Genomic DNA, 23,770 nt, shown 5'->3' on the forward strand with positions numbered 1-23,770 from the left:
CGCCCTTTTGTGCCAAATTAATCTTACATTATAGCTCAAATTGTTAAAATTGCGCTTTTGGAAGGGGCGGCGATGATACTAATCTGCACGGCTTTGCGCTGCGAAGCCCAAGCGATAATCGAGAGTTTTAAACTTACTCGCGGCGGCGATCTATTCGCAGGCGAGCAGATGCTTCTATACATCTGCGGCGTGAGGTTTGGGGCTAAATTTGAAGCGGGCGTTGCAGGCGGTATAAAAACAGAATTTAAGAGCAAACCCGGCGCAGAATTTGTTTGCAGTGCCGATACAGGTGCGGAATTTGGGCGCGAGCTCCGTGAGGATCGGCGCGGCGCGGACGCAAAATTTAAGTATCGTTTGGACGCGGGCGCGCTCTGCGGCGTCGATGCAGAAGCTGGCTTTGCGCAAAATGCGGCTGAAAATTTTAAAATTTTAAATTTTGATTCCGCGCAGAATTCAGAGCGCTTCGGTGAAATTTTACTTTCGCGGCGCGTGGACTTTGCGCTAAACATAGGCGTCTGCGGCTGCGAGGATACAAATGTGCAAATCAGCGAGGCGTTTTACTTTGACGGCACGGCAGTGCAGGAATTTTGCGGCGAGGACGGATCGGAGCTTTACAGCTCGCGGGCGATGGGGCACAGCGCGCAGGCTCTAAAATTTCAAAACGTTTGCGAGCAGAAATTCCACGATATGGGCTCGTTGGAATTTTACGGCGCGAGTTTGGACGGCAAGCTGCGGGCAAATTTAATCTGCGTGAGCGAGCCTAAAATTTTAAACGCGGCGGAGCAGGCGAGCGCAGCAAATATCGCAGCGATCGAAGTATGCGGCGAGATAAACGCACAAGCCGTAACGCAAGGAATGAACGATGCAGCAGATACAAAAAATTTCACGCACGACGCGGTGCGGGCCGCAACACAAAGCGCGACGCAGGTCGAGGCGCAAAATTTAGCGAGCGTAAAACTCTCACAAATCGCGGTAGGCGGGCACAGCGTCTCGATGAATACCGCAGCACGAGCAGCACAAAATGCGCCGTGCACGGCAAAAGGCGCTACCCGCGAGCGTGCAAATCGCGGTATCAGGCTTTACGATATGGAGAGCGCGCTTTTCGTGGGTGCTTGCGAGCGCGCGGGCGTGCCGTGGGCGATGATGAAGATCGTAAGCGATAATCTGCGCGACGAGCGGCTTTGTAAAAGCTTCGTCTATGAGCTCGTAAAGGCGCGCCTGCCGCAAATCCGCGCCGCAATAAAGAGCAAAATTTAACCACGAGAGCGTATGCAAAAAACCGAGCCGAGAGATGAAATTTTGGCTTCATACGCCAAATACGACGCGGAATTTGAAGGTATTGCGGAGGCGCAGGAGAAACGATGAAAATAAAAGACTCTTATCTGTATTTTGCCCTCTTGGCGTGCGCATGCATCGCGGCTTGCGCGTATGCCGCGGCGGATATGTTCGCGGATCCGCCCTTGTTGGTCTTTTTAGCTCTTTTGCTAGTATTTTTCTGTATCGGGCTATGGCTAAAAGACGCCCTAATAGGCGTGCGCTACCTATTTTACTGCGTCTGCGTGCAGCTACTTTTTGCAGCGGCCATATTCGCCATTCATAAATTCCCCGCCATGGCGCAGTTTGTGCGCAGTGCTGAGATAGGCGTCGGCGGCGTGCCGCTAGGTATCGCTCTGCTCGTGCTGCCCGCGTTTTTCTGCGCCCTGCCGTATTACTACCGAACGGGCGTCAAAAAAATCCCGCAAAAGCTCATACTCGGCGGAATTTTGATCCTAAACGTCGCTATTACGCTAGCTTACGCCTTCTATTTCGAGCGACTATTCTGCGGCGCGATCTGAAATTTCAACGATTTTCAGTGACGGCGCGCGAAATTTAAGTATAATTTGCAAAATTTAAACGAAGCGGAGCAAGATGACGGAGGCGAAAAAGGAGCTAGGCACGCAGTTTGGCGTGAATCTGAGCGAGCGATCAAGCGCGTTTTTGGGCGCGCTATTTGAGAAATTTCACTTTTCATTTCAGCAAAAAAAGCAGCTTGCGGAGTTTGCGAGCGATTTTGAGGCGTGGGGCGAGACGCCCGTTTATGAGCTACTTGCGAGCGAGCGGTGCGAGCTAAATTTTAATAAAGCAGGGAAAGTCCCAAACGGCGAGCAAATTTTTAATTTCGTGCGCGAGGCTTGGCTTGAGCTAAAGTCGCGCCCGCACTCGTATGCAAGCTTCAAAAGCGATTACACGCCAAAAAAATTTGAAATTTCATCCTTTCGCGCGGACCGCATCGCTTTGGGGCGCTGTCCGGTGGCGAGCGAAAACACGCGCTGCTGCAATCTGCTGACGCTCGATGCGGTCAATTCGTGCGGCTTTGACTGCTCGTATTGCGCGATCGGCTCCTTTTACAAGCACGGGAAAATCGGCTTTGACGAGAATTTTGCGGCAAATTTAGCGCGGCTGCGGCTCGATCCCGCGCGCAGCTACCACATCGGCACGGGTCAGAGCTCCGACTCGCTTATGTGGGGCGATCGCTTCGGCATTTTAAGCGCATTATGCGATTTTGCGGCGCGGCATGAAAACGTGATTTTGGAGCTTAAAAGTAAGTCGAACAATATTAAGTTTTTCCTGCAGCGCGAGATCCCGCGCAACCTCATCGTCACCTTTTCGCTAAATACGCCCGCGATCATTGCAAACGAGGAGCATCTAAGCGCAAGCCTGGATGCGCGGCTGGCGGCAGCCGAAGCGCTCGCGGCGCGCGGCATTTTGGTGGGCTTTCACCTTCACCCGATGGTTTGGTACGAGGGGTGGCGGAGTGATTACGGCGCGCTTTTTGAGCGGCTACTGCGCAGCTTTGATCCAAGCGGCGTCGCGATGATTTCGCTCGGCACGCTTACCTTCATCAAGCCCGTCGTCAAGAAGCTGCGCTCTCGCGGGCTGCGGAGCAAAATTCTGCAGATGCCCCTTGCGGACGCGAACGGCAAGCTGTCCTACCCGCTGCAGATCAAGCGCGAGCTTTTTAAATTTGCCGCGGACGCGCTTTCACCGTGGCGCGAGCGGGTGTTTTTCTACCTCTGTATGGAGGATGCGAGCCTATGGCACGAGGTTTTGGGCTGCGAGTACGAAAGCAACGACGCGTTTGAGGAGGCGATGAAGGCGGCGTATTTCGCAAAGATACGGCAGCCTTAGATGCGGCTGTTTGCCGCAGACGTCGCGGCCTATGCCGGCTCGCATGCGGCGACGAGAATACGGCGCGAAATTTAGCGGCATGCCCGGCTTTATAAAATTGAATTTTATAAATCGTGCGGGCGGGCACAGCGAGCGTCGATGAAATTTTACAAAGCGGCGGCGCAGCAAGAAGTCTGCGGGTTAAATTTAAAATTTTACCCAGCGCAGGTCGCGGCGCGGACTGTTTCAACCGCGCAAATTTAGCGGCAAATACAGCGCGTCATGTAAATTTAGCGTAGGGAAATTTACTCGGCGCGCTAAATTTAACGCGCCGAAGCGGCATTAAAATTTAAAGGAGAAAAGATGAAAGCATTGATCACGGGCGCAAGCGGCGGTATCGGCAGCGCGGTTGCGGAGCTTCTGCGACAAAACGGCTATGAAATTTTAACGCTGGCCTCGCGCTTTGAGGATACGGACGCGCTAGCGAAGGAGTGCCGCGCGCTGGCTGCGGCGCAAGGTATTGACGCGCTGATTTTATGCGCGGGTACGGCGAAATTTGCGCCGCTTGAGGCGATGAGCGAGAGTGAAATTTTAAAAATTTTAAACGTAAATCTTGCCGCAAACATCATCATCACGCGGGCGCTTTTGCCGAATTTAAAGCGCAACCGCGCCCATATCATCGGCATTAGCTCGATCGAGGCGCTGCGATCTAGCCGCTTTAGCGCGGTTTATAGCGCGAGCAAGGCGGGGCTGCGGGCGTTTCTGCTCTGCCTTTTCGAGGAGGCGCGCAAGCAGATCAGAGTAAGCTGCATCAACCCCGATGTCACCAAAACGCCGTTTTACGAGGATTTGAGCTTCGAGCCTACAGATGATGAGGCTAGCTTCGTGGATGCGGGGGAGATCGCAAATTTTACGCTGCAAATTCTGCGCACGAAGTCTAACGTGAGCGAGTTTACGATCCGCCCGCAAATCGTAAATCTGCGGAAAAAATCAAAATTTAATCGCGAAGGAGGCGAGCTTGAAAATCGGTAAAAGTCATGTTTTTGTGTTAGTTTTGGCGCTTATTATTATTTATGCCGCGTTTGTAAGCGGTAGCGGCGGGTATTGTAGCGCGAGAGAATTTTTTTCAGGCAGGCATGATGAGGAGGATGATGCCTGCATCGCTAAGCTGATAAAACGAGCGGACGCGGGTAATATATATGCGGCAAATCGGCTAAGATATCCGCAAGAGGCGTATATCAAGCGCACATGCAAAAAGGAAGTGGAGAGCTTGGGTGAGCGCGAAAGATATTATTTTGAGCTCTACATCCAAAATCGCTGCGAAGCTTGGGGCTTTGAAACGCCCAAATCAAAGGGCGGCGAAGCAAATACGACGAGCGGCGATACGAACGCAATGGACGACGGAAATTTAACGCGCGAAGGTGCGAATACAGTCCGCAATGAAACAGGCGTAATCAAACGCGATATAAATTCTGCGGGAGGGTCAAATGTCGGGCGATAAAGCGAAATTGAAAGCCAGTAAAAGTCAAATTTTTTTGCTAATTGTAGGAGTTATTATTCTGTGCGCCCTATATATAAAAATCAGCGGCTCGTGTTGCAATGTAAGAGAGGTATTTTTGGGCTATGGCGAAGAAGACGATGCTTGCATCGCTAAGTTAGTAAAGCAAGCGGATGCCGACGATATACTAGCGGCAAACAGACTAAGGTATCCGCATGAGTCGTATATTAAGCGAGTGTGCGAAAAAGGGGTGGAAAGTTTAGGCGAGCGCGAGAGATATTATTTCCAAGATTTTCGAGGAGATCGCTGTGAGAATTTTGGCTTTAAAACGCCCAAATCAAAGGGCGGAAAAGCAGGTACGATGAGCGGCGGCGGTAATTTAGCGCGAGGCGATACGAACGCAACGAGCGGCGAGGGAAATTTAACGCGCGCCGAGGCAAACAACGGCGAAGCCGATACTGTGGGCAGCGATGCGAGCTCGATAAAGCGCGAAGAAAATTCTACGGAAGAGCAAAATGCTGGGCAATAAGATTAGCCTTGAGGGCGATATCGTAAATTTTATGCCGTTGGTCAAATTTGTGAAAAAATGAGTTAAAATTTATTACTCAAGGAAAAACATGGTAAAAAAGAGATCTTTAAAAATAAAAGGAAGCATATCGATCGCCATAATCCTGCTTTGGGTTTATTTTTTGATTACGACGCTGGGCAGTGATAGATACTGTGGCGTATGGGATTATATCGCAAATAGTGAAGAGGACGATGCCTGCATCGCCAAGCTGATAAAGCGCGCAGACGCGGGTAGTGAATTGGCGCTCAATCGGCTTAGATACCCTAGCAAGGCGTATATCAAGCGCGTATGCGAAAGGGGAGTGGAAAACTTAGGTGAGCGAGAGAGATATTATTTCGAGCGTTTAGGTGTAGATCGTTGCGAAGCTCCAAATTTTAAAGGCGGCGAAACAAATACGACAAGTAGCGGCGGTAATTTAGTGCGAGGTGATACGAACACAACAGACGGCGAGAGAAATTTAACGCGCGCCAAGGCAAACAACGGCGAATCCGACACTATGGGCAACAAGGCGAGCTCGATAAAGCGCGAAGGAAATTCTACGGAAGAGCAAAATGCTGGGCGATGAAAATTTAGAAAAATTTTTCTCAAAAATCGACGCGGCGGAGTTTGGAATTTCGGCGGGCTCAAAGCTCGCTTCAAAAAATCATAAACTTGCAGGAAGCGCGAGAGACGGGAGCGGCGACAAGCCCTTAAAATTACAAGGCGGCGTGGAATTTTGCGGCAAACAGGCATATTTTAGCGGTGCGCAGCAAGCTGAAATTTTAAAATTTAATGCCGAGCCGCTGTTTAATGCCGAGCAAGCATACTTAAAATTTAACGTCCGTCCATCGCAGTCGGAGCCGGGCGTCAGACAAGCGCTTGCGTTCGGTGACGAGCCGCCGCAGGCGCAGTTCGACGCCGAGCGAGCGCAGACGAAGATCGAAAATTTCATGCGCGATCTGCTGCAAAACTATGTGCTTTGCGTAAGCGGCGCGGAATTCGCCTTTGCGGAGATCGAGGCGTATTTTACGGGCGCGGATCGCAACACCTACAAGCGCACGTCGCGGGCGGGCGAGATATTCTTTCACAATTTCGGCTTTGACATTTCGTTTCGCAGCGTCCCGCAAAGCGGCGGCGGGATTTTGGTGCGAAGCCTGCGCGTCCTAAGCGGCGCAGAGCTTTTGGCGGGCTGCTTACCCGGCTCGGCGGAGAGCGGCCAGCTCGGCTCTGCCGTCGCCCCGCTCATACAAAATGGCGATTTTATCGCGGGTCCGCGCAAATGCATGGGTAAAATTTTAAATCTGCAAACGCGAAATTTAAGCTTTTCTTTAAAGTATGCGCCGAAAATAGCGCATGCAGCGGGCTTTAGCAACCGAATCCGACGAGGCGAGATCGTAAATGAAGCGAATTTCGGTACAAGCGCTAGCTGTGCGACGGGTATAGCGGCTGCGGCGAGGCTTGCGAATGAGCCGCGCAGGCTTACTAGCGAGGAGTTCGAGGTATATCTGAGCGCGGGCTGCGCGGCGGCAAAAACATATAAAAAATCGCTGCAAAGATATGAAGGCTAAATTTTGATCAAACGGCGCATAGCGGGCGAGCGGTAAAATTTAATGAGCTTTAAGCGGTGGCGCTATAAAATGGCGCGTCCATCAAATTTAAAGGCGGCAAATGGATCAAAGCAGGCTTGAGGAATTAAGAAAGCTACTACAAAAGCGGCATCAAGAGTCTAAGCGGGGCTTGGAACAAAATTCTAACGGCGAAAATTTTAAAGCCCAAAATTCTGAAATCCAGAATTCCGAAACCTTTAATTTTGAAGTTTCGAATTCTAGAACCTTGAATTTCGAAGCCTCGAATTTTGAAATCCTGAATTCTGAACCTCCGAATTCCAAAGCACCGAATTCCGCTACTAACGATTTAAATTTAGAAGCCAAAGCGGCTCAGTATTCTGCCTTTGAAAACAACGCAGAGCCGCAAAATTTTATCTCGGATGATAGCGGCTCTTTGCAGCAGAATTCCAAGGCTAGAGATTACGACAAAGAGCCGATAGCAATCAAAAATTATGAAAAATTTTTTGTATATTCGTTTTTAGTCCTATTATTGCCGATCTCTACGCTACATGCGTTTTTAATTATAGATTTTATAAATCATGATGATATCGACATAGTTCAGTATTTTGCTATTTTATTCATTATTTTACTATCTACGGTTATAATATCCATATTTACCGTAATCTGCCCTAGACAAGAGATAAAATTTACAAACAATTATATAGAATTTATTAGCGACGACTTAGTTGAAAAACGCTGCGAAATTGACAAAAACGCTTTATCTTTAAATTTCTCTATCGGAATTTTGGCAAGTTTATATGAGATAGGAAAATCTGAAAAGATATTTTTATACTTTATCGCTATTTTTATGTGCGTAACATGGTGGAATATATTTTTTATAGCGGTATTCTTTACATATTTATTCGGATTTTTATTAAATTTAATACTTTATCTGTTTATAAATAGGAATTTAAAAGGGTTTAGAATTTTGCCGTTTATTAGGATCGCACGCCCCTCATACGGCAGATGGTTTAGGAGCAAACCCGTTTATCCAAGATATTATCTCGTTTATCTCTATAATCAAAAAATTTATGATGAAATTAAAGAATATTTTTTACGAAAAAGCGTAAATATAAATAACATTAAGAAAGATTATTTGTTTATCTAACGAGGAGGATAAAATGACGAGGAAAGAGGTCGCGAAGAAAGAGTCAGGCAACGTATATAAAAGTCTTTTGTCGATTAAGCTATTACAAATTTATATCTATTTTTAAAGAGGGGCTTGAAATAATGGAAAATTATAATAAACAAAAAGCCAGAGATTACGACAAATACCCGATAGTTATAAAAAAGCTAGATGATCTGTTTTGGCTGATAGCTCTTGGAATTTTATTAATTTGTTCTTTGATACAGAATTTTGACGGCGAGTATAAATTTAGGTTTTATATGAAAATATTGCTAGGTTATGGCACCGCATTTTTCTTTATATACGCAGCGAGCTTTATAAATAGCAAAAAAACGATAACCTTTATGAAGGACAAAATAGAATTTAAAAATAAAACCAGATGCGAAAAAGAGATATCGTTAAAAAATATCTCCGTTTACAGATATGCTTATATGATTCCCAATTTTGCGCCATTTGATGTGAAAATTAAATTTTGTGTTTTAGTTTTATTTATAATGATCGTCGTGGCATTATACAACTTTAAATTTTATATGTTTATTTTTATAATTATGGGCTTATTGCTGATGCCCATTATTAAATTTATCTACTATATTCTATTTGAGAAAACCGTTAGGTTCTTGCTTTGTGATAAATTATTGATATGCAATGGCTCCGATTCCGAAGTATTTACGATCAATAATAAAAAGGAGTTTGATGAGCTGCAAAAATATTTCTTGGATACGCTAAATATAGATATTACAGAGGGATATTTATTTTGGAAACCGCCTTATGATATTGCAAAAATAATAGTGAATAAAATGAACAAATTTATGAAATTCTAAAAACAAAAGATAAGGTTTAAAAAATATACAAACGATACATAATTAGCGTACCGCGGGATAAACAATTTAATCCGCAGAATATCGATCTTTAATGAAAAATAGAATTTAAAAAATTTAAATTCTAACGCTCCGCTTGAAATTTTGCCTTTAAAATTTACGCGCTAATCATCGCCGCTTTCATATACGCCGAGCTCTACGAGATTGCCGTCAGGATCGCGCAGATAGATACTTTGCATAGCGCCGCGCGCGCCCGTGCGAGGCACGACGCCAAGCTCTATTTGCACCCCTTTGCTTTCAAGCTCCGTTTTGAGCTGCTGCGCACTTTGATCTTCGCAGATGAGGCAAAAATCCGCCGAGCCTACACTAGGACGCGCTGCAAACGGCGCAAACTCGCCCGCGCAGGTGTGGATATTGATCTTTGAAGAGCCGAAACGCAGGCTGTGTTTGCCGCCCTCGCAAACATGCTCTAAGCCCAAAATCCCTTCGTAAAATTCCACGCATTTTTGCAGATCCTCCGTAACTAGGACGAAGTGATCGATCCCTTTGATTTTCATTTCATCTCCCTGTGCGCTTGCAAGTCGCAAAATTTTTACGCCTCGCGGTGCAATCTTGGAATTCTGCCGTGAAATTTTGCGACAAAATTCCAAATGCTCATAGCGCGAAATCAAAATTTCGCGGCGTAAATTTTAAAATTATAAAATTTAGCCTAAGTAAAATAGGGAGCGAGCAAAATCTTATTTTAGTAAAATTTGACCCGACGAAATTCCGTCTAGCTAGCGCCGCAAATTCTAATCTCGCGATTTCAAAACTAGCGATTTTAAAATTCTCTTGCCCACCTCGACACCCGGCTGATCGTAAGTGCTGACGCCCAGTATCGCTCCAGTAGCGCTGGTTAGCAGCTCGAAGTAGTAAAATAGCTCGCCCATGCTCTGTTCACAAAGCCGCGAAACCTCGATAAGATCGACGCTGATACCCTCGTTTAGCACGGCTTGCAGCGTAGCATCGCACTGAAGATTTAGCACCTCGCCCAGTCGCATGCCGTTTACGAAGTCACAGCCCTCAAGGCCTTGCAGACTGATACTAGGTACCGCGTCTGTAGTGCCGTTGTCCGTGAGCTTTAAGAAAGTCACGGTCTTATCCTTTACGCCGTCCATTATGAGCTGAAGGAAGCTGTGCTGATCGCGCGAGCCTACAAGCCCTACAGGAGTAAGTCCCTCGCGGCTAAAGCCGATCTTTTTACCTAGGCTTTCCGCCCAGAGCTGCACATACCACTCACCCAATGCGCGCAGCGCGTCGCCATAGCTAAAAAGGATGTTGATTTTCGCACTTTTGTGCGTGGCGTAGTGATGGGCTTTTCGTAAAATTTTATTCTCCGCGATTTTAGCGGGATCGCCTGCTAAAATTTCATCCAGATACCGCTCTTTTGCGACGGCAGCCCCGCGCAACATCGCGCTTGCATCAAGACCTAACCCAACTGCAGGCACTAGCCCTACCGCACTTAACACGCTAAAACGGCCGCCTACGTTAGCAGGCATATTTATCACGCAGGCGCTGTGCTCGCGCGCGAAGATATCAAGCGGCGAGCCCGCATCGGTGATAAAGATGAAATTTTTTGCTAGCGTCTTTAAATCTGAAATTCCAAAACGCTGCAAAACCACTTTAAAAAGCGAGATCGTCTCGATCGTACCGCCCGATTTGGAGGATACTATGAAAATCGTGCGAGCGAAATTTAACCCTTCAAGCGCGCGGTTTACACTGTGTCCGTCGAGATTATCCAAAATTTCAAAGCGCAAATTCTTTCTTACGCGCGGACGCAGCATCTCATAAAGCGCCCGCACGCCCACGCTGGAGCCACCGATGCCCAAAAGCACGACCCCGTCGTAGCTTCGTGCGCTAAAAAATTCCTCCGCCCGTGCTATTACGCCCGCGCCTTGCTGCGGCAAGCGGTAGTAGCCTATCTCGCCGCTTTCGTATTCGGCGCGGATCTTTGCCGCTACCTCCTCTAGCGCGCCCTCTTTTGCCGGTGGGAAAAACAGCTCATTTTTTACCATCGCCGAATTCTCGCTCGTAGAAATATTTGATCGCCTCCACGTAGCCTTTTACTGAGCCGCAGTCGAAGCGAGTACCTTTAAATTTATACGCGATCACCACGCCGTTTTGAGCCTGTTTTAAAAGCGCGTCGGTGATCTGCACCTCGCCGTTTTTACCGGGCGCCGTCTGCTCGATGAGATCGAAAATATTAGGCGTTAGGATGTAGCGCCCGATGATGGCTAAGCTCGACGGAGCCTCGCTAGCTTCGGGCTTTTCTATCATATCCGAGACCATTATCAGATCGTCGCTGATGCTCTTTCCTGCGATGATGCCGTATTTATTTACGTCCTGCGGCGGCACCTCCATTACTGCAACGACACTGCAACGGTATTTTTCGTAAATTTTAACCATCTGCGCAAGCACGCCCTCGCCCTTTTCGTTCACGCACAGATCATCTGCTAGCACCACGCCGAAAGGCTCGTCGCGGATTAAAATTTTACCCGTATAAATCGCGTTGCCGAGCCCCTTCATCTGTTCTTGGCGCGTGAAAGAGAAGGTGCAGCGCTTCATAAGCGCCCTGATCTCGTCGAGCAGATACTCCTTGCTGCTGCCTGAAATTTGATCCTCCAGCTCGTAGCTGCGGTCGAAATAATCCTCTAGCGCGCGCTTGCCGCGACCCGTGACGAATGCCATATTGTCCATGCCCGCTTCCAGCGCCTCGTCCACGCCGTAGTGAATCAGCGGCTTGGTAAGGATCGGAAGCATCTCTTTTGGTAGCGATTTGGTCGCGGGCAAAAAGCGCGTGCCGTAGCCCGCCGCGGGAAATAAACAGGTCTGGATCATGAAGCTCCTTTGATCTTTTTTTGAACTTTTATTATAATGCAAAAAAGATAAAATTCCGCAAAGGAAAGCCTTGAAAACGATTGAAAAAGAGATCAGCGCCACGCAGGAGATCAAAAAATCAAGCTTCATCACCTATCTCGCGCCGATAGCGAGCTTTGAGGCGCTGCGTGCGCAGTTGCGGCAACAGCATCCCAAGGCGCGGCATATCGTCTGGGCGTATCGCGCGCTGAATGAGCCCGGGCAGATCGTAGAAAACTCGAGCGACGACGGCGAGCCCAAATCGACCGCGGGTGCGCCGTGTCTAAACGCGCTTCGCGGCGCCGAGCTAATTAATGCCGCGGTGCTCGTGGTGCGCTACTTCGGCGGCATCAAGCTAGGCACGGGCGGGCTCGTGCGCGCATACGCTAGTAGCGCAAATGCCGCGATAGACGCGGCTACGGACGCCGCAGAGTTAGTGGAATTCGTGCTGCGTAAGAAGTGCGCGTTTTTCGTGCCGTTTGCGGCGGTGGCTAAATTTGAACATTTTTTTAAAAAATCGGGTTTTGTTTATGAGGCGAGTTTCGGCGCTGCGGGAGCGGAGTTTAGCGCGGAGCTTAGCGCGGAGGAATTTGAAAAATTTAAAGGCTTTGCAGATGCTCTCGCGCCGGCTCTTAAAATGCTGCACGAGCCGAAATTTTAAAATTTCAAAATTCTATAAAATTTAAAATCTCGTCTCAGCTAAATTTGAAAGCATAAACGGATTTTGCATTTTATCGTAGCGGAATTTTAAAGCTAAAGTGAAATTTCATAGTGCGAAACATAAAATCCGATAAATTTTAAAATTTTAAGAATTTCAAAATTTCGTCGTAATTTAGCTTGCAAAATTTTGCGAAAATTCCGTCCGTAAATTTCAAAATCCCATAAAATTTTTAAAATTTAACGTGCTTCATCTTAGCTTCACGCACAGGCAGGCTTAGCAGAGCTGCAATAGCCGCTAACGTCATATCCAAATACCACATATAATCATACGCGCCGTATGCCCGCACTGCAAGACCTCCGATATATGCGCCAAAAAATCCGCCGATTTGATGCGAAAGCATCGTAAATCCAAATAGGCTTGCTAAATATCGCGTCCCTAACAGCTTACCTACGGCAGCCGCAGTAGGCGGTACGGTCGCTAGCCAGGTAAATCCTAATCCCACGCTGAAGATATAAAACGTAAGGCTATCTTTGGGCGAGAGCACATAAGCACCAATAAGAGCGATACGCAGGGCATATATGCAAAATAAAATGACTTTACATCGCACTTTGGAAACACACCAGCCTACGAATAAGCTGCCTACGATGTTAGCGATACCAATCAGTGCGAGCGAAAAGGACGCTACCTGCGCGCCATGCCCGCTTAATGCTACTTCGCTAGGCAGGTGCGTCACTAAAAATGCTACGTGAAAACCGCACGTAGCAAAGCTTAAATTTATCAAAATATAGCTTTTATCGCGCAGTGCCAAACGCAGAACTTCGCCTAAGCTGCGCTTATCTTCTTCATGCAGGCTGGTTTGCTCGCCAAATAAAATTTTACCGCCTGCTAAAAGTCTCGCAAGCGGCAGAATTAGCAGACTTAGCCCTGCGAGCGTAAAAAATGCGCCGCCGTATCCCAAAGCAGGCGTTGCGATACAAAACCCAATCATCGGCGCAAATAAAAACTGCCCGAACGAGCCGCCTGCATTTAGCACTCCGCTAGCAACCGAGCGGATAGAAAATGGCAGGCGCTTTGCCATTAGGCTCATTAGAATCGGAAAACTACCCGCGCCAAGCCCCAGTGCAAGCCCAAAACCCATCGTTAATACAAGCGCGCTTTCACTACTAAATAACGGCACAAGAGTGCAACTAATCGCCAAAAGCACGCTGCCCCAAAACAGCACGACGTAGGCACCGAGCTTGTCTGCAAGTATCCCACTAAGAGGTTGCGAAAAGCCCCATACCAGCTGCGTAGTTGCCATCGCAAAGCTTACTTGCGCGATGGATAGGGAATTTGCTTGCATTATAGGTTGCACGAAAAGACCTAATGACATACGAATGCCCATCGTAATCATCAAAATCGCCGCGGCGCATAGGATCATTACCCAAACTGATTTCATATATATTCCTTTTAAAAAATAGAATTATAGCATAAAAATCACGAGTATATCGAGATTTTATAGATATATTTAATTAATGTATTTTAGTATATTATTTATGTAAGAGGAATTTACCGAGCTTTAATGGGCTTTGCATTAAAATTCCATTTTCAAGGAGAAGCGATGATTTACGAAGACGAGATGATTTACGTGGAGCGCGAGGAGCACGAAGTGCCGTGGGTAAAGGTCTTTACGAAGGCGAAATTTAAGGAACTTAGCGACTGCGACGAGGCGACGCTGGCGCATCTGTGGCGCGCTGTGCTTCAGTGCGAAAAGAGCCTGCGGGAGTTTTACGCGCCCGATAAGATCAACATCGCAAGCTTCGCCAACTACGTGCCGCGCGTGCATTTTCACGTCCAGGCGCGCTTCAAAAATGACAGCTTTTTCCCTGAGTCCGTCTGGGGAAAAAAGATGCGAAACGGCAAACTCGATCTGCCGGAATTTAGCGAATTTGCAGAAATTTTAGCGGCAAATTTAAAAATGGAATTTAGATGATAGGCGCGCGCTCCAAAAAATACCTAAGCCTTTTCGCGCTTGCTTGCTGCGTCGCCACCTTTGCGTTTTACCTGCGCTTTAAAAGCGAGGAAAACGAGATAAAAATCAAGCAGCAGTTCGATTTTAGCGCGAGTCTTTTTGAAAAGATCGTCGATGAAGAGAAGCTAAACGCCTTTGCGATCTCGCTGATTTTATCGCAGAACAGCGACGTGGTGCGCTGCTTTGAGAGCGGCAAACACGGCGAGTGTATGGATGTGACGAAAAAATACAAAGACATTTTGAGTGCGGTGCCCTTCTATACGGGCGTGAAGATACATTTTCATACGCAAAATACCAGAAGCCTGGCCAGAAGCTGGAGCGACGAATTTTACAACGACGATCTGAGCTCCTTTCGCCATTCGCTTTTGCAGATCCGCCAGAGCCTGCTTCCTAAAGCGCTTGTGGAGATGGGGCGATGCGGGGTTTTTATGCGCGGAATTTCGCCTGTTTTTAGCGACGGTAAATTTATCGGAAGCGCCGAGATAATGCTCGATTTCGAGCATGTCATCGCGCAGATCAACCGCATGGGAAACGATATTTTTATCCTCGTAGATAAGAGGTTCGAGACCGACTGCTTTTACGATAAAATAGGCGTTATCAAGGACTTTATCGTCGTAAATAGCGCGCCGGATTACGACGTTTTGTCGATTTTGGCGACGCTTGATTTTGGGGCGCAGAGCTTTATCAAAAAGGACGGCCACTATTTTTACGTGAGGGCGTTTTCGGACGAAAACGGCACGAAGCTGGGCTATATAATTCTGCACCGCGAAGGCTAGCGGCGGGATTTAAATTTAGGCGCCTGTCGCTTGCCTGCTTTATCGCAGTAGCGCAGCGTTTTAAATTTAATCGCAAGATCGCGGAAATTTGCGCTGAAATTTTAAATTTTAAAAGGAGCGTCGGTATGAAATTTTATAAATCCGTTAAATTTAAAGCGCTAGCAGGCGCGCTGCTTCTGTCGGCGCTACTTTGCGCCGTATTTATTCGCATAATTCCAGATTACTCCACCTCGCGAGGCTTCGCCGTAGTTTCCCTCCCCGATTACAACAAATACAAGCAAGGATATTGCCTAAAAGAGGATAGGATTTTACCCAAAGAGGAGCTGTATAAAAGAGCAATAGGGCAGTATTTGGATTATGAGTTAAAACTAGAACAAATGATCAATGATTATAGGACCTATGCCTATGGCAGTTCCTGGCGCAGCAAATATGAACTTACGTATTATGAATTGGAAGGTATAAATTTATCGAATTGGTTTGAAATATTAAAAACGCATCATGATAATAATGAGACGTTTGAGGAAATTTTTATGAATAAATTAAAGGCTAAAAAAACCGACCCAAAGAAATATATAAAGATAAATTTAAATGATATGAGTGCCGGGTTTGATAGACCGATAATTATTCTAGACGGCGCTTACAAAGGACCAAATATTCATATATTGTTAGATAAGTTTGTTTTAATTTATAAAAATTATATACAACGCAATCATTCCGAATACCTATTTGATAGAATGAATTTTTCTGAAAAAATCAAAGAATATTATCAGGAAAGAAACAGGGCGTCGTTTGATATAAAACAGGGTTTTGAGCTGGACAACTGCGGAAATCTAAATTATCCATTGAAAGAATATTATTTAGGTAGTAGAGAGGCAAAAGACGGCTGAAAAGCCGCGCTAAAACAAAATTTAAAAAGCCCTAGCCGCGAAATTTCACTTCTAAATTTTAAAATTTGCGCCCAAATTTAACGCACCGTTTTAGTCCAAAAGCTTCTGCTTAAACAGCGGGATTTTGTAGCAAAAGGTGCTGCCCTCGCCAAGCTTCGAGCTGACGCTTTTTGCGATGCCGTAGCGCTTGCAAATTTTATCGATTATGTTTAGCCCGAGACCGAATCCGCCAAGAGCTGCGTTTTCGCGCGAGTATCTCTCCCAGATCGCGCTCGTATCCTTTATGCCGATGCCGAAATCCTGCACGCTAAAGACCGCTATGCTCACCCTTTTTTCCAGCCCGATGATGATTTTGCCGCCAGGGCGAGAGTATTTTATGGCGTTGCTTAGAGTGTTGTCGATGAGGCGCATTAGCGAGGTTTCGTCCATAAAAACGCTCACATCTGGCGCTATTCGCGATTGCAAGCTTATGTTTTTGCTTTTTGCGACCAGATAGATGAAATTTATCCTAGCGCTCAAAAACTCGCTCATATCGATGCGGCGGCTTTTGAAGCTCATCTTGCCGCTTTTGATGAAGTATTCTACGTCCTCGTAAGTAATTACCATCTGCTTAAGCGCGGATTTTATTCGCGCCGTGTGTTTGTCGCGCAGCCCAAGCATCTCGGTGTTGATGAGCGCGACGCCCAGAGGGGTCTTTAGCTCGTGCATCGCGTCGTTGAAAAACGCCTTGATGAGGTTACTTTGCTGCGCGTAGAAATTTTTTATGATTTTGTAGTTAAACAGCGCGATGATGAGCGCTACGAAAATCGTGATAAAGATCGTGGAGATCGCGATAAATTCTATCTTGGCATAGCTTATCTTTTTTGAGATGACGAAAAAATATAGCTTGCCCTCATGTAGAAAATGGCGCTTAAAAAACACTCGCCCGCCGAATTTCAGCGTGATAAATGCAAAATCCGGCGGCTGCACGCTTAGGTTTGATCTTAAAATTTCGCCATTTGCATTTAGGATCGCGTAGTCGTAGATTAGCTCGTCTTTTAGATTCAGATCCGCGCCGGCTAGGGCTTCGCTGCTTTTTTGTATCAGCTCGGCGACGTCGGCGCTCTCCTCGATTTTGGAATTTAAATAGATGATATAAAGACTCTCGCTTATAAAGGCGCCGATGATGAAAATCGCGCTAAAAAGCGTAAATTTAAACCCTTTAAGCATTTATCTTATATCCGAGTCCGCGGCTGGAGAGGATGAAGTCGTTGCTCGTTTTGGAGCGGAGGTTGCTGATATGCACGCGCACATCGACGCTGCCCGCTTCGCCGTCCCATACGTCGGCGATGAGTTCATCTACGCTAACGAACCTTTTGATATTGGCGAGTAGAAATTCTATGATTTTGATCTCTTTGGCGCTTAGCGATATCTCTTCGTCCGCGCGCTTTAAAATTTTTAAATTTGCGAAGTAGTGAAATTTATCCGCGATCTTGACGGCGCCCTTTTCGTCGCCGAAATACTTTCGCATCAGCTCGCTTACTCTAAATTTAAGCTCGGCTAGGTGGAAGGGCTTTTTTAGATATTCGTTGCAACCAAGCTCGTAGCACTGGCTTAAATCGTCGATGTCGCCGAGCGAGGTCATCATCATTACGGGAGTATTAAGACCGAGGTTTCGCGCATATTTCAGCACCTCTTCGCCCGAAACCTCCGGCACCTTAATGTCTAAAATCAGCAAGTGGTAAGCATTTGCGGCGATTTTATCGCAGGCTGCGTCGCCGCTTTCGCATTCGTCCACCTCGTAGCCGAGCTCCGTGAGATACTCGCTTACGCTGCTTCTGTATTCAAAATCGTCCTCTAAAAGTAAAATTTTCAAACCCACTCCCTAAATCGGGAGCGAGACTACGCTCCCGTGCAAATTTGCCCCGCATATACAACGAAGTAGCGAAGCAGAATGACGCCGCAAAGCACGACGAAAGAATTTAAAACTATAAACGCAGGCTTGTAGGCGTGGTTTTTCAACGCCGTAAAGGCGATGATGATCGGAGCGATGAGCCCCGTGCCTAAAACACCGATCCAGAAAATTTTGCCGTAAACCTCGTGCGTCAAAGCCTGCTGTGCCGCGAGCGCGCTAGTGCCGCCCTCAAAATACATCCCGACAAATAGAATGAACAAAAGCGGAATCTCAAAGAGTATCGCGCGCAGATCAAGCACCAAAAGGTATTTTATGCTATCTTTGTTTAACGAGCCTTTAAAAAACAGAAGTCCAACTAAAATGCTCGCCGCGATGCCGCTGGAAAAGCCCGATAGCAAAAATAAAATCGGCAGCACCGGAGTATTCCAAAGCGGAATTTTCATCACCGCGCTTAGCAAAAAGCCAGTATATGCGCCCACGCAAAGAGCAAGGATAAATAAAGCCCGCTCGAAGAGTTTGGAAGCTTTGGCGAATGAGCTTAGTAAATTTACGATAGAGCGCAGGAATGCAAATAGCTTAAATTTGCAAATTTCTTTGCAAATTTCTTCGCCGAACACACACAGCGCAAATACAAAGCTGAGCGGCACGTAGATTAAAAGAGCCGCCACGCCGAGGCTCATTACAGAGCCGAAGTTAAATTTGATCAGCAAAAGATAGAAGGTAAGAGGCTTGCCCAGATCAAAGATCAAAAGCAAAAGCCCCGCGCAGATCGTAAGCGGTGCCGTGATCGCGCCCGCTCTAATCATCGCGTCCCAGATAGAATTTTGCTCGCTTTCGTGGCGGTTCCATTTGACTAAAAGCGCTACCATCGTCGCTCCCGCGCTAAGACCCGCCAAAAATAGATAGATCGCAATCGGCCAAGGCCAGTAAATTTCAGAATATTGGCTCATATCGCCCCACATATTATTCATAGCGTCCTCCTTTTTTGTTTTTGATATTCGCTAGGCGCGGTTTGGTGTTTAGATACGCTTTCGGATATTCTACGCTCGTTTTGGCTAGCAGCTTGTTTACCCCTGAGCCTGCGTCGTTTACGTCTCCAAAAACCAAAGCGTCGGTCGGACACACGCTTACGCAGGCAGGCTGCAAACCTTTGCTTGTGCGGTTCGTATAGCAAAAGGTGCATTTGCCGATAGCGTGAGTGATAGGATCGACAAATCTAGCGTCGTAAGGACAGGCCAGGATGCAGTATTTGCAGCTGACGCAAAGCCTCTCGTCTATGAGCGTTACGCCGTCTTTGGTTTTAAAGCTCGCTCCCGTAGGGCAGACGTCCACGCAGGGGCTATCCTCGCACATAACGCAGCTGGCGCGCGAATAATCGAGCTTTAAATTTGGAAAAACGCCGCTTGTTTTGCCGTGCACTTGCAGCCTATAAACGCCGCTCGGTACGCCGTTTTCGTTTCTGCACGCAACCGAACAGGCTTGGCAACCTATACATAAATTTTCGTCGTGAATCATTATGAGTTTTTTCATAACCGCCCCTTTCAAATTTTAACTATATCGACGCCGACGTTGGTTACCATCGTGCTTACCACAGGACCCGCAGCGGGATCGAGAAGGACGCTTTGGTTGGTGCCTATGCCGTTCGTGCGCTTTAACCCCGGGCTTACGTGCCCAAAGCCGTGGTATAAAAATAGGCAATCGTCCCTGATGCCTTGCGTGACGAAAATTTTAGCCTTTTGCTCGCCGAATTTATTTTTGAGCTTCACGATATCGCCCGTCTTTAGTCCCTCCGCTTTTGCAGAAGCAGGGCTGATCCAAACCGGCGATTCGCTCATCATATCGTTTAAAATTTTGACATTTTGAGTGTGGCCGTTGGTGTGAAGCGCGGTCTTACCGGTCATCAGGCAGTATTTGTGCCCGCCGAATACATCCATTCCCTCTGTGTTTAAGCAGCCGTATCCCGCGAAAAGCTCCTCCACTTTCGGCGCGAAAAGCTCGATCTTGCCGCTCGGGGTTTTAAATTTCATCTGAGAGCTCATTTCGCCGTTTTCGTCCACGAACTCCGCCGCGGCAGGATATTTATCGATAAATTTAGCCACGAGCTTCGGCTCTCGGTAGTATAGCTTCGGCACCTTGTAGCTTACGTAGCCGTTTTTGATTAAATTTGCGATTAGCTCGGCATTGCCTTTGGCTTGCTGCATGCGGTATTCGTCGATGTTGTTCCAGGTGTAGTCCTTATCGATCTTCATCACCCTCGCAAGCTCTCTAAAAATTTCATAGCCGCACTTCGTATCGCCCACCGGCTCGACGGCTTTGTTTCGCATCACAAATCCGGGCGCGGTGCCGCCTTTGTTTTGAATCGACTCGTCGCGCTCCAAATAGGTGGATTCGGGCAAGATCACGTCGGCTAAGCACGCGAAGTCGCTCATATACACGTCGATTGCAAGCACGAAGTCTAGCTTTTTGATCGCCTCTACGCTCTTATCCACGCCCGCAACGTTGATGAGGTGGTTAAAGCGCGTGCTGACCCAGCCTTTTACAGGATACGGTTTTTCGCTTAAAATCGTAGGTGCGATCTGCATCAAAACGCCGTGTTTACGCGGCACGAAGAAATTTTCGCTGCCTTCTTCGCCGCAGCCGTCGATGCGCGCGGTCTTTGGAATTTTAAAGCCTTTATCCGGGTTCGAGATGGTAGGGAATAGATCCTCTTTACAAAGCGTGTTGAAGGTTTTGGAATCTTTAGAGAAGTAAATTCCGCCCTTTTTTTCGACGTTTCCCATCAGCGCGTTTGCGATCGCGATGGCGCGCGTGCGGATATATTCAGCCTTAGCGGTCGTGGTTTTATGACCCCAATCGATTACGACTGCGGGAGCCGCGGCATAAATTTCATTTGCAATGCGCTCTACCTTGTCCGCTTTGATCCCCGTGATGGCCTCTTGCCAAAGCGGCGTCGTATCCTTTACGGATTGCCTTAGCTCCTCTAGCCCTACGGCGTATTGTTCGATAAATTTTTTGTCGTATTTGTTATCGCGTAGCCAGACGTGGATTAGCGCCATCAAAAACGCCGCGTCGGTTCCCGGTTTTATCGGCAGCCACTCGTCAGCTTTGGAAGCTACGACGCTAAAGCGCGGATCGAGCACCAAAAGCTTTACGTCCTCTCTACTCGCGGCTTTTGCGAGCTTTTTGGTTTTTGAGATGTCGATGCCCTCAAAAAGATTGTGGCCGAAATTTACGATATATTTTGCGTCGCCGTAGTCTCTTTGCATATTAGCGCCGAAGGTGTGCGGCACGGCGATATTGTAGGTGATCGGACAACAGGACCAGTGCGAGTAGATGTTCGGGCTGCCGTAGGCACAGGCGAAATTCATCATCTGAGTGTGGTGCTCGCCCGTTTTGGATGTAAAAACCACGCTCTGCGGGCCATATTTTTGCGAAATCTCGTCTAGCCTCTGCGCGCAAATTTTAAGCGCTTCGTCCCAGCTCGCCTCTCTAAATTTGCCCTCGCCGCGCTCGCCTACGCGAATGAGCGGCTTAATGAGCCTTTGATCGTCGTAGAGCTGATTGATGCCCGCTCCGCCGCGAGCGCAGACGGAGGTTTTGTTTGAAAAGCGATGGTTGCCCTCGATGAGAGCGCCGCGACCGTTTTTTACGGTCACTTCGATAGGACAGCGCGAGGAGCACATCTCGCAGACGCTGGCGACTTTCTTTTCCGTCCCGCCTGTAACCGCGCTAGCGTTTAAATTTAGATTTAACGTCGCTAGCGTGCCGATCGTGGCGGTGCTTTTTAAGAAATTTCGTCTATTCATAAAAACTCCTTACCTTTGAATTTTGGCGGAAATTCTAAAATCCCATCGTAAAAATAAGGTTAATTTTGATAATGCAGCTTTTGGCTTAGGCTTTATCTCGAAAGATAAAATGCGTCCTGCGCCGTATTTTAAAGCCATAAAATAGCGCCAGCAGTAGCAAAATGCTAATTGCACCGCAGATCGCAAGGGCTACGCGAGCGCCCAGTAGCTCTGTAAAAAAGCCCGATATGAGCGCTCCAAATGGCGTACTACCTATTAAAAATAGAGCGTATAAGCTAAGCACGCGTCCGCGAAATTCGTTGCTTATGTGCATTTGCACGGTGGAGTTGATGCTTGAGTTTGTGATTACGAAAAGAAATCCAGTTACGGCAAGCCCTGCCGCAGCCCATGCGAAGGAATTCGCAGCCCCGGTAAGAGCTAAGCTCACCCCCATAGCGATCGCGCACGATCTGATTTTGCGGATGCCGAGTTTATCAAAGACTGCTATGAAAAGCGCGCCGCAAAAGGCCCCCACGCCTAGAGCCGACATCAAATATCCAAAGCTTCGCTCATCCGCGTCTAGGCTAAGCTTAACAAGCGCCGAGATCGTTACGTTGTAATTTGGCACCAGCGTCGCTACGATAAGCACTATTATCATTAGCTCGCTTAGAATTTTTTTGTGCGATACATACGAAATTCCAGCACCGATCGAGGCAAAAACGCCTCCGCTTCTGCTAGATAGCGTAGTAACGGATGGCGGAATTTTTATGAAAAACAGCGAAACGATGATGCCTAAAAAGCTAAGTGCATTGAATAAAAAGCAAAAGCCCACGCCCCACAGCGCCATCACGATCCCCGCAAGTGCGGGTCCTGCAATACGAGCGACATTAAAGGACATAGAATTTAACGCTATGGCGTTGGCTAGATCGCGGGGCGAGTCGATGAGGTCTTTTACCATCGACTGACGGCTCGGGGCGTCCATGCTGGTAAAGATGCCGCTTGCAAAAGCGCAAAATAAAATTTTGCCGAAAGAATATAGCTCGCAAAAGCTCATAACCGCGAAAATTGAGGCAGTCACCGCCATGCCTATTTGAGCGAGCAGAAGGATCTTTTTGCGATTAAACTTATCGAGCAGTACACCGGAAAACGGCGTGAAAAGTAGCGCGGGCAAGAACCTCGCCGCGGCTACAAGGCTGACCTTAAAAGCGTCTGCGGTGATGCTTAGCACTAGCCACGGCAGCGCGACGCTTTGCATCCAAGAGCCGATCAGCGAGAGGTTCATCCCGATCCAATAAATTCTAAAATTTGAGTATTTAAGCGATAGGAAGGGATTTTTCAACGCGCTGCCTTTTGAAATTTTGATTTGAGATTATACATTAAATTTTAAAAATTCACTTAAAGATTTAACATTTATAAAAATTTAACGAAAATTTAATATTTCTGAAAAGAAAAATTTTATATACTCTGCAATAAATTTTTAAGCAAAGGATTAAAAATGCAAAGACCGACTCCGATTAATCAGGAAATCAAACTCGATGAGAAGCGCTATATCGTTTCCAAAACCGATCCGAAGGGCATTATCACGTTTGCAAATCCGTATTTTTGTATGATTTGTGGCTATAGTGAGCTTGAGCTTTTGGGGCAGCCGCATAACATCATACGGCATCCGGACATGCCGCGCATAGCGTTTAAGCTCATGTGGGATACGATACAACAAGGCAAGGATTTTACCGCCGTAGTTAAAAATTTAGCCAAAGACGGGCGCTTTTATTGGGTCATTACGGAATTTACTTCTAAAAAAGATCCCGTGACAGGGCAGATCACCGAATACACGGCATTTCGCAAGGCTCCGCCAAGATCTGCGATCGAAACTATAGAGCCAATTTATAGGGCATTGCTGGATGCTGAAAGAAACGGCGGTATGCAGGCTAGCCAAAAGGCGCTCGTGGACTTTTTAAAAAGCAAAGGCGAGACCTACGAGAGCTGGATCGCAAAGGTCTCAGGCAAATCAAATCCGCTCACCGCAATGTTTTTTAAGGCGATGAAAAAGCTTTTTAGCTAGTCCAGTTAAAATTTAATGCAAACCCCGCGCAATGCGGGATTATTCAGCCTTGTAGA

Annotated in this window: 25 protein-coding genes; 15 read left to right on the plus strand and 10 right to left on the minus strand. The window is 47.2% G+C overall.

Annotated features, from left to right (window positions below):
- Nucleotides 1-72: 72 nt before the first annotated feature.
- The 10 genes from Q0101_RS09780 to Q0101_RS09825 all read left to right on the plus strand — a co-directional run bounded on the left by Q0101_RS09780 (nt 73) and on the right by Q0101_RS09825 (nt 8,746).
- Nucleotides 73-1,257 carry a hypothetical protein gene (locus Q0101_RS09780; RefSeq protein WP_297944983.1) on the plus strand — a complete coding sequence of 395 codons (1,185 nt, stop codon included), beginning with the start codon at nt 73-75 and terminating at the stop codon, nt 1,255-1,257.
- A gap of 104 nt (nt 1,258-1,361) precedes the next feature.
- Nucleotides 1,362-1,835 carry a hypothetical protein gene (locus Q0101_RS09785; protein WP_297944986.1) on the plus strand — a complete coding sequence of 158 codons (474 nt, stop codon included), beginning with the start codon at nt 1,362-1,364 and terminating at the stop codon, nt 1,833-1,835.
- Between the two features lie 73 nt (nt 1,836-1,908).
- Nucleotides 1,909-3,168, plus strand: coding sequence for a spore photoproduct lyase family protein (locus tag Q0101_RS09790; protein ID WP_297944989.1), 1,260 nt, complete (start codon nt 1,909-1,911; stop codon nt 3,166-3,168).
- Nucleotides 3,169-3,510: 342 nt separating this feature from the next.
- The gene (locus Q0101_RS09795) at nt 3,511-4,179 is read left to right on the plus strand and encodes an SDR family oxidoreductase (RefSeq protein ID WP_297944991.1); all 669 of its coding nucleotides are present in this window, start codon (nt 3,511-3,513) and stop codon (nt 4,177-4,179) included.
- Nucleotides 4,166-4,648 (plus strand): hypothetical protein, encoded by a 483-nt coding sequence (locus Q0101_RS09800; RefSeq protein ID WP_297944993.1) that lies wholly within the window; start codon nt 4,166-4,168, stop codon nt 4,646-4,648. The genes Q0101_RS09795 and Q0101_RS09800 overlap by 14 nt, the downstream gene beginning before the upstream one ends.
- 34 nt (nt 4,649-4,682) lie before the next feature.
- Nucleotides 4,683-5,174 carry a hypothetical protein gene (locus Q0101_RS09805; protein ID WP_297944996.1) on the plus strand — a complete coding sequence of 164 codons (492 nt, stop codon included), beginning with the start codon at nt 4,683-4,685 and terminating at the stop codon, nt 5,172-5,174.
- A gap of 88 nt (nt 5,175-5,262) precedes the next feature.
- Nucleotides 5,263-5,778, plus strand: coding sequence for a hypothetical protein (locus Q0101_RS09810; protein WP_297944999.1), 516 nt, complete (start codon nt 5,263-5,265; stop codon nt 5,776-5,778).
- Nucleotides 5,765-6,760, plus strand: a complete 996-nt coding sequence (locus Q0101_RS09815; RefSeq protein ID WP_297945002.1) for a hypothetical protein — start codon at nt 5,765-5,767, stop codon at nt 6,758-6,760. The genes Q0101_RS09810 and Q0101_RS09815 overlap by 14 nt, the downstream gene beginning before the upstream one ends.
- A 100-nt stretch (nt 6,761-6,860) precedes the next feature.
- Nucleotides 6,861-7,907, plus strand: a complete 1,047-nt coding sequence (locus tag Q0101_RS09820) for a hypothetical protein (protein WP_297945004.1) — start codon at nt 6,861-6,863, stop codon at nt 7,905-7,907.
- 122 nt (nt 7,908-8,029) lie between these two features.
- Nucleotides 8,030-8,746, plus strand: coding sequence for a hypothetical protein (locus Q0101_RS09825; protein WP_297945007.1), 717 nt, complete (start codon nt 8,030-8,032; stop codon nt 8,744-8,746).
- A 161-nt stretch (nt 8,747-8,907) separates the two neighbouring features.
- Here Q0101_RS09825 and Q0101_RS09830 read toward each other — a convergent pair whose 3' ends face one another.
- The 3 genes from Q0101_RS09830 to galU form a co-directional block, all read right to left on the minus strand.
- The gene (locus tag Q0101_RS09830) at nt 8,908-9,300 is read right to left on the minus strand and encodes a VOC family protein (RefSeq protein WP_297945010.1); all 393 of its coding nucleotides are present in this window, start codon (nt 9,298-9,300) and stop codon (nt 8,908-8,910) included.
- Nucleotides 9,301-9,534: 234 nt separating this feature from the next.
- Nucleotides 9,535-10,797 carry a glucose-6-phosphate isomerase gene (locus Q0101_RS09835; protein WP_297945013.1) on the minus strand — a complete coding sequence of 421 codons (1,263 nt, stop codon included), beginning with the start codon at nt 10,795-10,797 and terminating at the stop codon, nt 9,535-9,537.
- Nucleotides 10,784-11,620 carry a UTP--glucose-1-phosphate uridylyltransferase GalU gene (galU, locus tag Q0101_RS09840; RefSeq protein ID WP_297945016.1) on the minus strand — a complete coding sequence of 279 codons (837 nt, stop codon included), beginning with the start codon at nt 11,618-11,620 and terminating at the stop codon, nt 10,784-10,786. The genes Q0101_RS09835 and galU overlap by 14 nt, the downstream gene beginning before the upstream one ends.
- A 70-nt stretch (nt 11,621-11,690) precedes the next feature.
- On the opposite strand from galU, the gene Q0101_RS09845 reads away from it, so the two are divergent.
- On the plus strand, nt 11,691-12,299 hold the full coding sequence (locus tag Q0101_RS09845) for a YigZ family protein (protein WP_297945019.1): 609 nt from the start codon (nt 11,691-11,693) through the stop codon (nt 12,297-12,299).
- 229 nt (nt 12,300-12,528) lie between these two features.
- On the opposite strand, the gene Q0101_RS09850 is transcribed toward Q0101_RS09845, so the two are convergent.
- Nucleotides 12,529-13,737 (minus strand): MFS transporter, encoded by a 1,209-nt coding sequence (locus tag Q0101_RS09850; protein WP_297905081.1) that lies wholly within the window; start codon nt 13,735-13,737, stop codon nt 12,529-12,531.
- Nucleotides 13,738-13,899: 162 nt separating this feature from the next.
- Here Q0101_RS09850 and Q0101_RS09855 point away from each other — a divergent pair, with 162 nt between their 5' ends.
- From Q0101_RS09855 to Q0101_RS09865, 3 genes are all read left to right on the plus strand, one after another.
- Nucleotides 13,900-14,271, plus strand: coding sequence for an HIT family protein (locus tag Q0101_RS09855; RefSeq protein WP_297881567.1), 372 nt, complete (start codon nt 13,900-13,902; stop codon nt 14,269-14,271).
- Nucleotides 14,268-15,086: a cache domain-containing protein gene (locus tag Q0101_RS09860; RefSeq protein ID WP_297894242.1), complete on the plus strand. Its 819-nt coding sequence runs from the start codon at nt 14,268-14,270 to the stop codon at nt 15,084-15,086. Before Q0101_RS09855 ends, Q0101_RS09860 begins: the two co-directional genes overlap by 4 nt.
- A gap of 125 nt (nt 15,087-15,211) precedes the next feature.
- Nucleotides 15,212-15,973 carry a hypothetical protein gene (locus tag Q0101_RS09865; protein WP_297945023.1) on the plus strand — a complete coding sequence of 254 codons (762 nt, stop codon included), beginning with the start codon at nt 15,212-15,214 and terminating at the stop codon, nt 15,971-15,973.
- A gap of 90 nt (nt 15,974-16,063) precedes the next feature.
- Here Q0101_RS09865 and Q0101_RS09870 read toward each other — a convergent pair whose 3' ends face one another.
- The 6 genes from Q0101_RS09870 to Q0101_RS09895 all read right to left on the minus strand — a co-directional run bounded on the left by Q0101_RS09870 (nt 16,064) and on the right by Q0101_RS09895 (nt 22,991).
- Entirely contained in the window at nt 16,064-17,182 is a 1,119-nt protein-coding gene (locus Q0101_RS09870; RefSeq protein ID WP_297945025.1) for a HAMP domain-containing sensor histidine kinase, read from the minus strand.
- Nucleotides 17,175-17,828: a response regulator transcription factor gene (locus Q0101_RS09875; RefSeq protein ID WP_297945028.1), complete on the minus strand. Its 654-nt coding sequence runs from the start codon at nt 17,826-17,828 to the stop codon at nt 17,175-17,177. Before Q0101_RS09875 ends, Q0101_RS09870 begins: the two co-directional genes overlap by 8 nt.
- A gap of 26 nt (nt 17,829-17,854) precedes the next feature.
- Nucleotides 17,855-18,838, minus strand: coding sequence for an NrfD/PsrC family molybdoenzyme membrane anchor subunit (nrfD, locus tag Q0101_RS09880; RefSeq protein WP_297945031.1), 984 nt, complete (start codon nt 18,836-18,838; stop codon nt 17,855-17,857).
- On the minus strand, nt 18,831-19,397 hold the full coding sequence (locus Q0101_RS09885) for a 4Fe-4S dicluster domain-containing protein (RefSeq protein ID WP_177387548.1): 567 nt from the start codon (nt 19,395-19,397) through the stop codon (nt 18,831-18,833). Before Q0101_RS09885 ends, nrfD begins: the two co-directional genes overlap by 8 nt.
- Before the next feature lie 11 nt (nt 19,398-19,408).
- Nucleotides 19,409-21,673, minus strand: a complete 2,265-nt coding sequence (gene phsA, locus Q0101_RS09890; RefSeq protein ID WP_297945034.1) for a thiosulfate reductase PhsA — start codon at nt 21,671-21,673, stop codon at nt 19,409-19,411.
- Between the two features lie 85 nt (nt 21,674-21,758).
- Nucleotides 21,759-22,991, minus strand: a complete 1,233-nt coding sequence (locus Q0101_RS09895) for an MFS transporter (protein WP_297945037.1) — start codon at nt 22,989-22,991, stop codon at nt 21,759-21,761.
- A 156-nt stretch (nt 22,992-23,147) separates the two neighbouring features.
- Between Q0101_RS09895 and Q0101_RS09900 the strand changes: the two genes are divergently transcribed.
- Nucleotides 23,148-23,714 (plus strand): PAS domain-containing protein, encoded by a 567-nt coding sequence (locus Q0101_RS09900; protein ID WP_005870765.1) that lies wholly within the window; start codon nt 23,148-23,150, stop codon nt 23,712-23,714.
- Nucleotides 23,715-23,770 lie beyond the last annotated feature (56 nt).

Source organism: uncultured Campylobacter sp., assembly GCF_937921625.1.
GTDB lineage: Bacteria > Campylobacterota > Campylobacteria > Campylobacterales > Campylobacteraceae > Campylobacter_B.

Excerpts from the sequence above, each read along its gene's own strand:
- Q0101_RS09870 (WP_297945025.1), bottom strand. The coding sequence starts at position 17,182 with ATGCTTAAAGGGTTTAAATTTACGCTTTTTAGCGCGATTTTCATCATC.
- Q0101_RS09790 (WP_297944989.1), top strand. The coding sequence starts at position 1,909 with ATGACGGAGGCGAAAAAGGAGCTAGGCACGCAGTTTGGCGTGAATCTG.
- nrfD (WP_297945031.1), bottom strand. The coding sequence starts at position 18,838 with ATGAATAATATGTGGGGCGATATGAGCCAATATTCTGAAATTTACTGG.
- Q0101_RS09900 (WP_005870765.1), top strand. The coding sequence starts at position 23,148 with ATGCAAAGACCGACTCCGATTAATCAGGAAATCAAACTCGATGAGAAG.
- Q0101_RS09885 (WP_177387548.1), bottom strand. The coding sequence starts at position 19,397 with ATGAAAAAACTCATAATGATTCACGACGAAAATTTATGTATAGGTTGC.
- Q0101_RS09795 (WP_297944991.1), top strand. The coding sequence starts at position 3,511 with ATGAAAGCATTGATCACGGGCGCAAGCGGCGGTATCGGCAGCGCGGTT.
- Q0101_RS09860 (WP_297894242.1), top strand. The coding sequence starts at position 14,268 with ATGATAGGCGCGCGCTCCAAAAAATACCTAAGCCTTTTCGCGCTTGCT.
- Q0101_RS09810 (WP_297944999.1), top strand. The coding sequence starts at position 5,263 with ATGGTAAAAAAGAGATCTTTAAAAATAAAAGGAAGCATATCGATCGCC.
- phsA (WP_297945034.1), bottom strand. The coding sequence starts at position 21,673 with ATGAATAGACGAAATTTCTTAAAAAGCACCGCCACGATCGGCACGCTA.
- Q0101_RS09835 (WP_297945013.1), bottom strand. The coding sequence starts at position 10,797 with ATGGTAAAAAATGAGCTGTTTTTCCCACCGGCAAAAGAGGGCGCGCTA.
- Q0101_RS09830 (WP_297945010.1), bottom strand. The coding sequence starts at position 9,300 with ATGAAAATCAAAGGGATCGATCACTTCGTCCTAGTTACGGAGGATCTG.
- Q0101_RS09850 (WP_297905081.1), bottom strand. The coding sequence starts at position 13,737 with ATGAAATCAGTTTGGGTAATGATCCTATGCGCCGCGGCGATTTTGATG.
- Q0101_RS09780 (WP_297944983.1), top strand. The coding sequence starts at position 73 with ATGATACTAATCTGCACGGCTTTGCGCTGCGAAGCCCAAGCGATAATC.
- Q0101_RS09825 (WP_297945007.1), top strand. The coding sequence starts at position 8,030 with ATGGAAAATTATAATAAACAAAAAGCCAGAGATTACGACAAATACCCG.
- galU (WP_297945016.1), bottom strand. The coding sequence starts at position 11,620 with ATGATCCAGACCTGTTTATTTCCCGCGGCGGGCTACGGCACGCGCTTT.
- Q0101_RS09820 (WP_297945004.1), top strand. The coding sequence starts at position 6,861 with ATGGATCAAAGCAGGCTTGAGGAATTAAGAAAGCTACTACAAAAGCGG.
- Q0101_RS09785 (WP_297944986.1), top strand. The coding sequence starts at position 1,362 with ATGAAAATAAAAGACTCTTATCTGTATTTTGCCCTCTTGGCGTGCGCA.
- Q0101_RS09855 (WP_297881567.1), top strand. The coding sequence starts at position 13,900 with ATGATTTACGAAGACGAGATGATTTACGTGGAGCGCGAGGAGCACGAA.
- Q0101_RS09815 (WP_297945002.1), top strand. The coding sequence starts at position 5,765 with ATGCTGGGCGATGAAAATTTAGAAAAATTTTTCTCAAAAATCGACGCG.
- Q0101_RS09865 (WP_297945023.1), top strand. The coding sequence starts at position 15,212 with ATGAAATTTTATAAATCCGTTAAATTTAAAGCGCTAGCAGGCGCGCTG.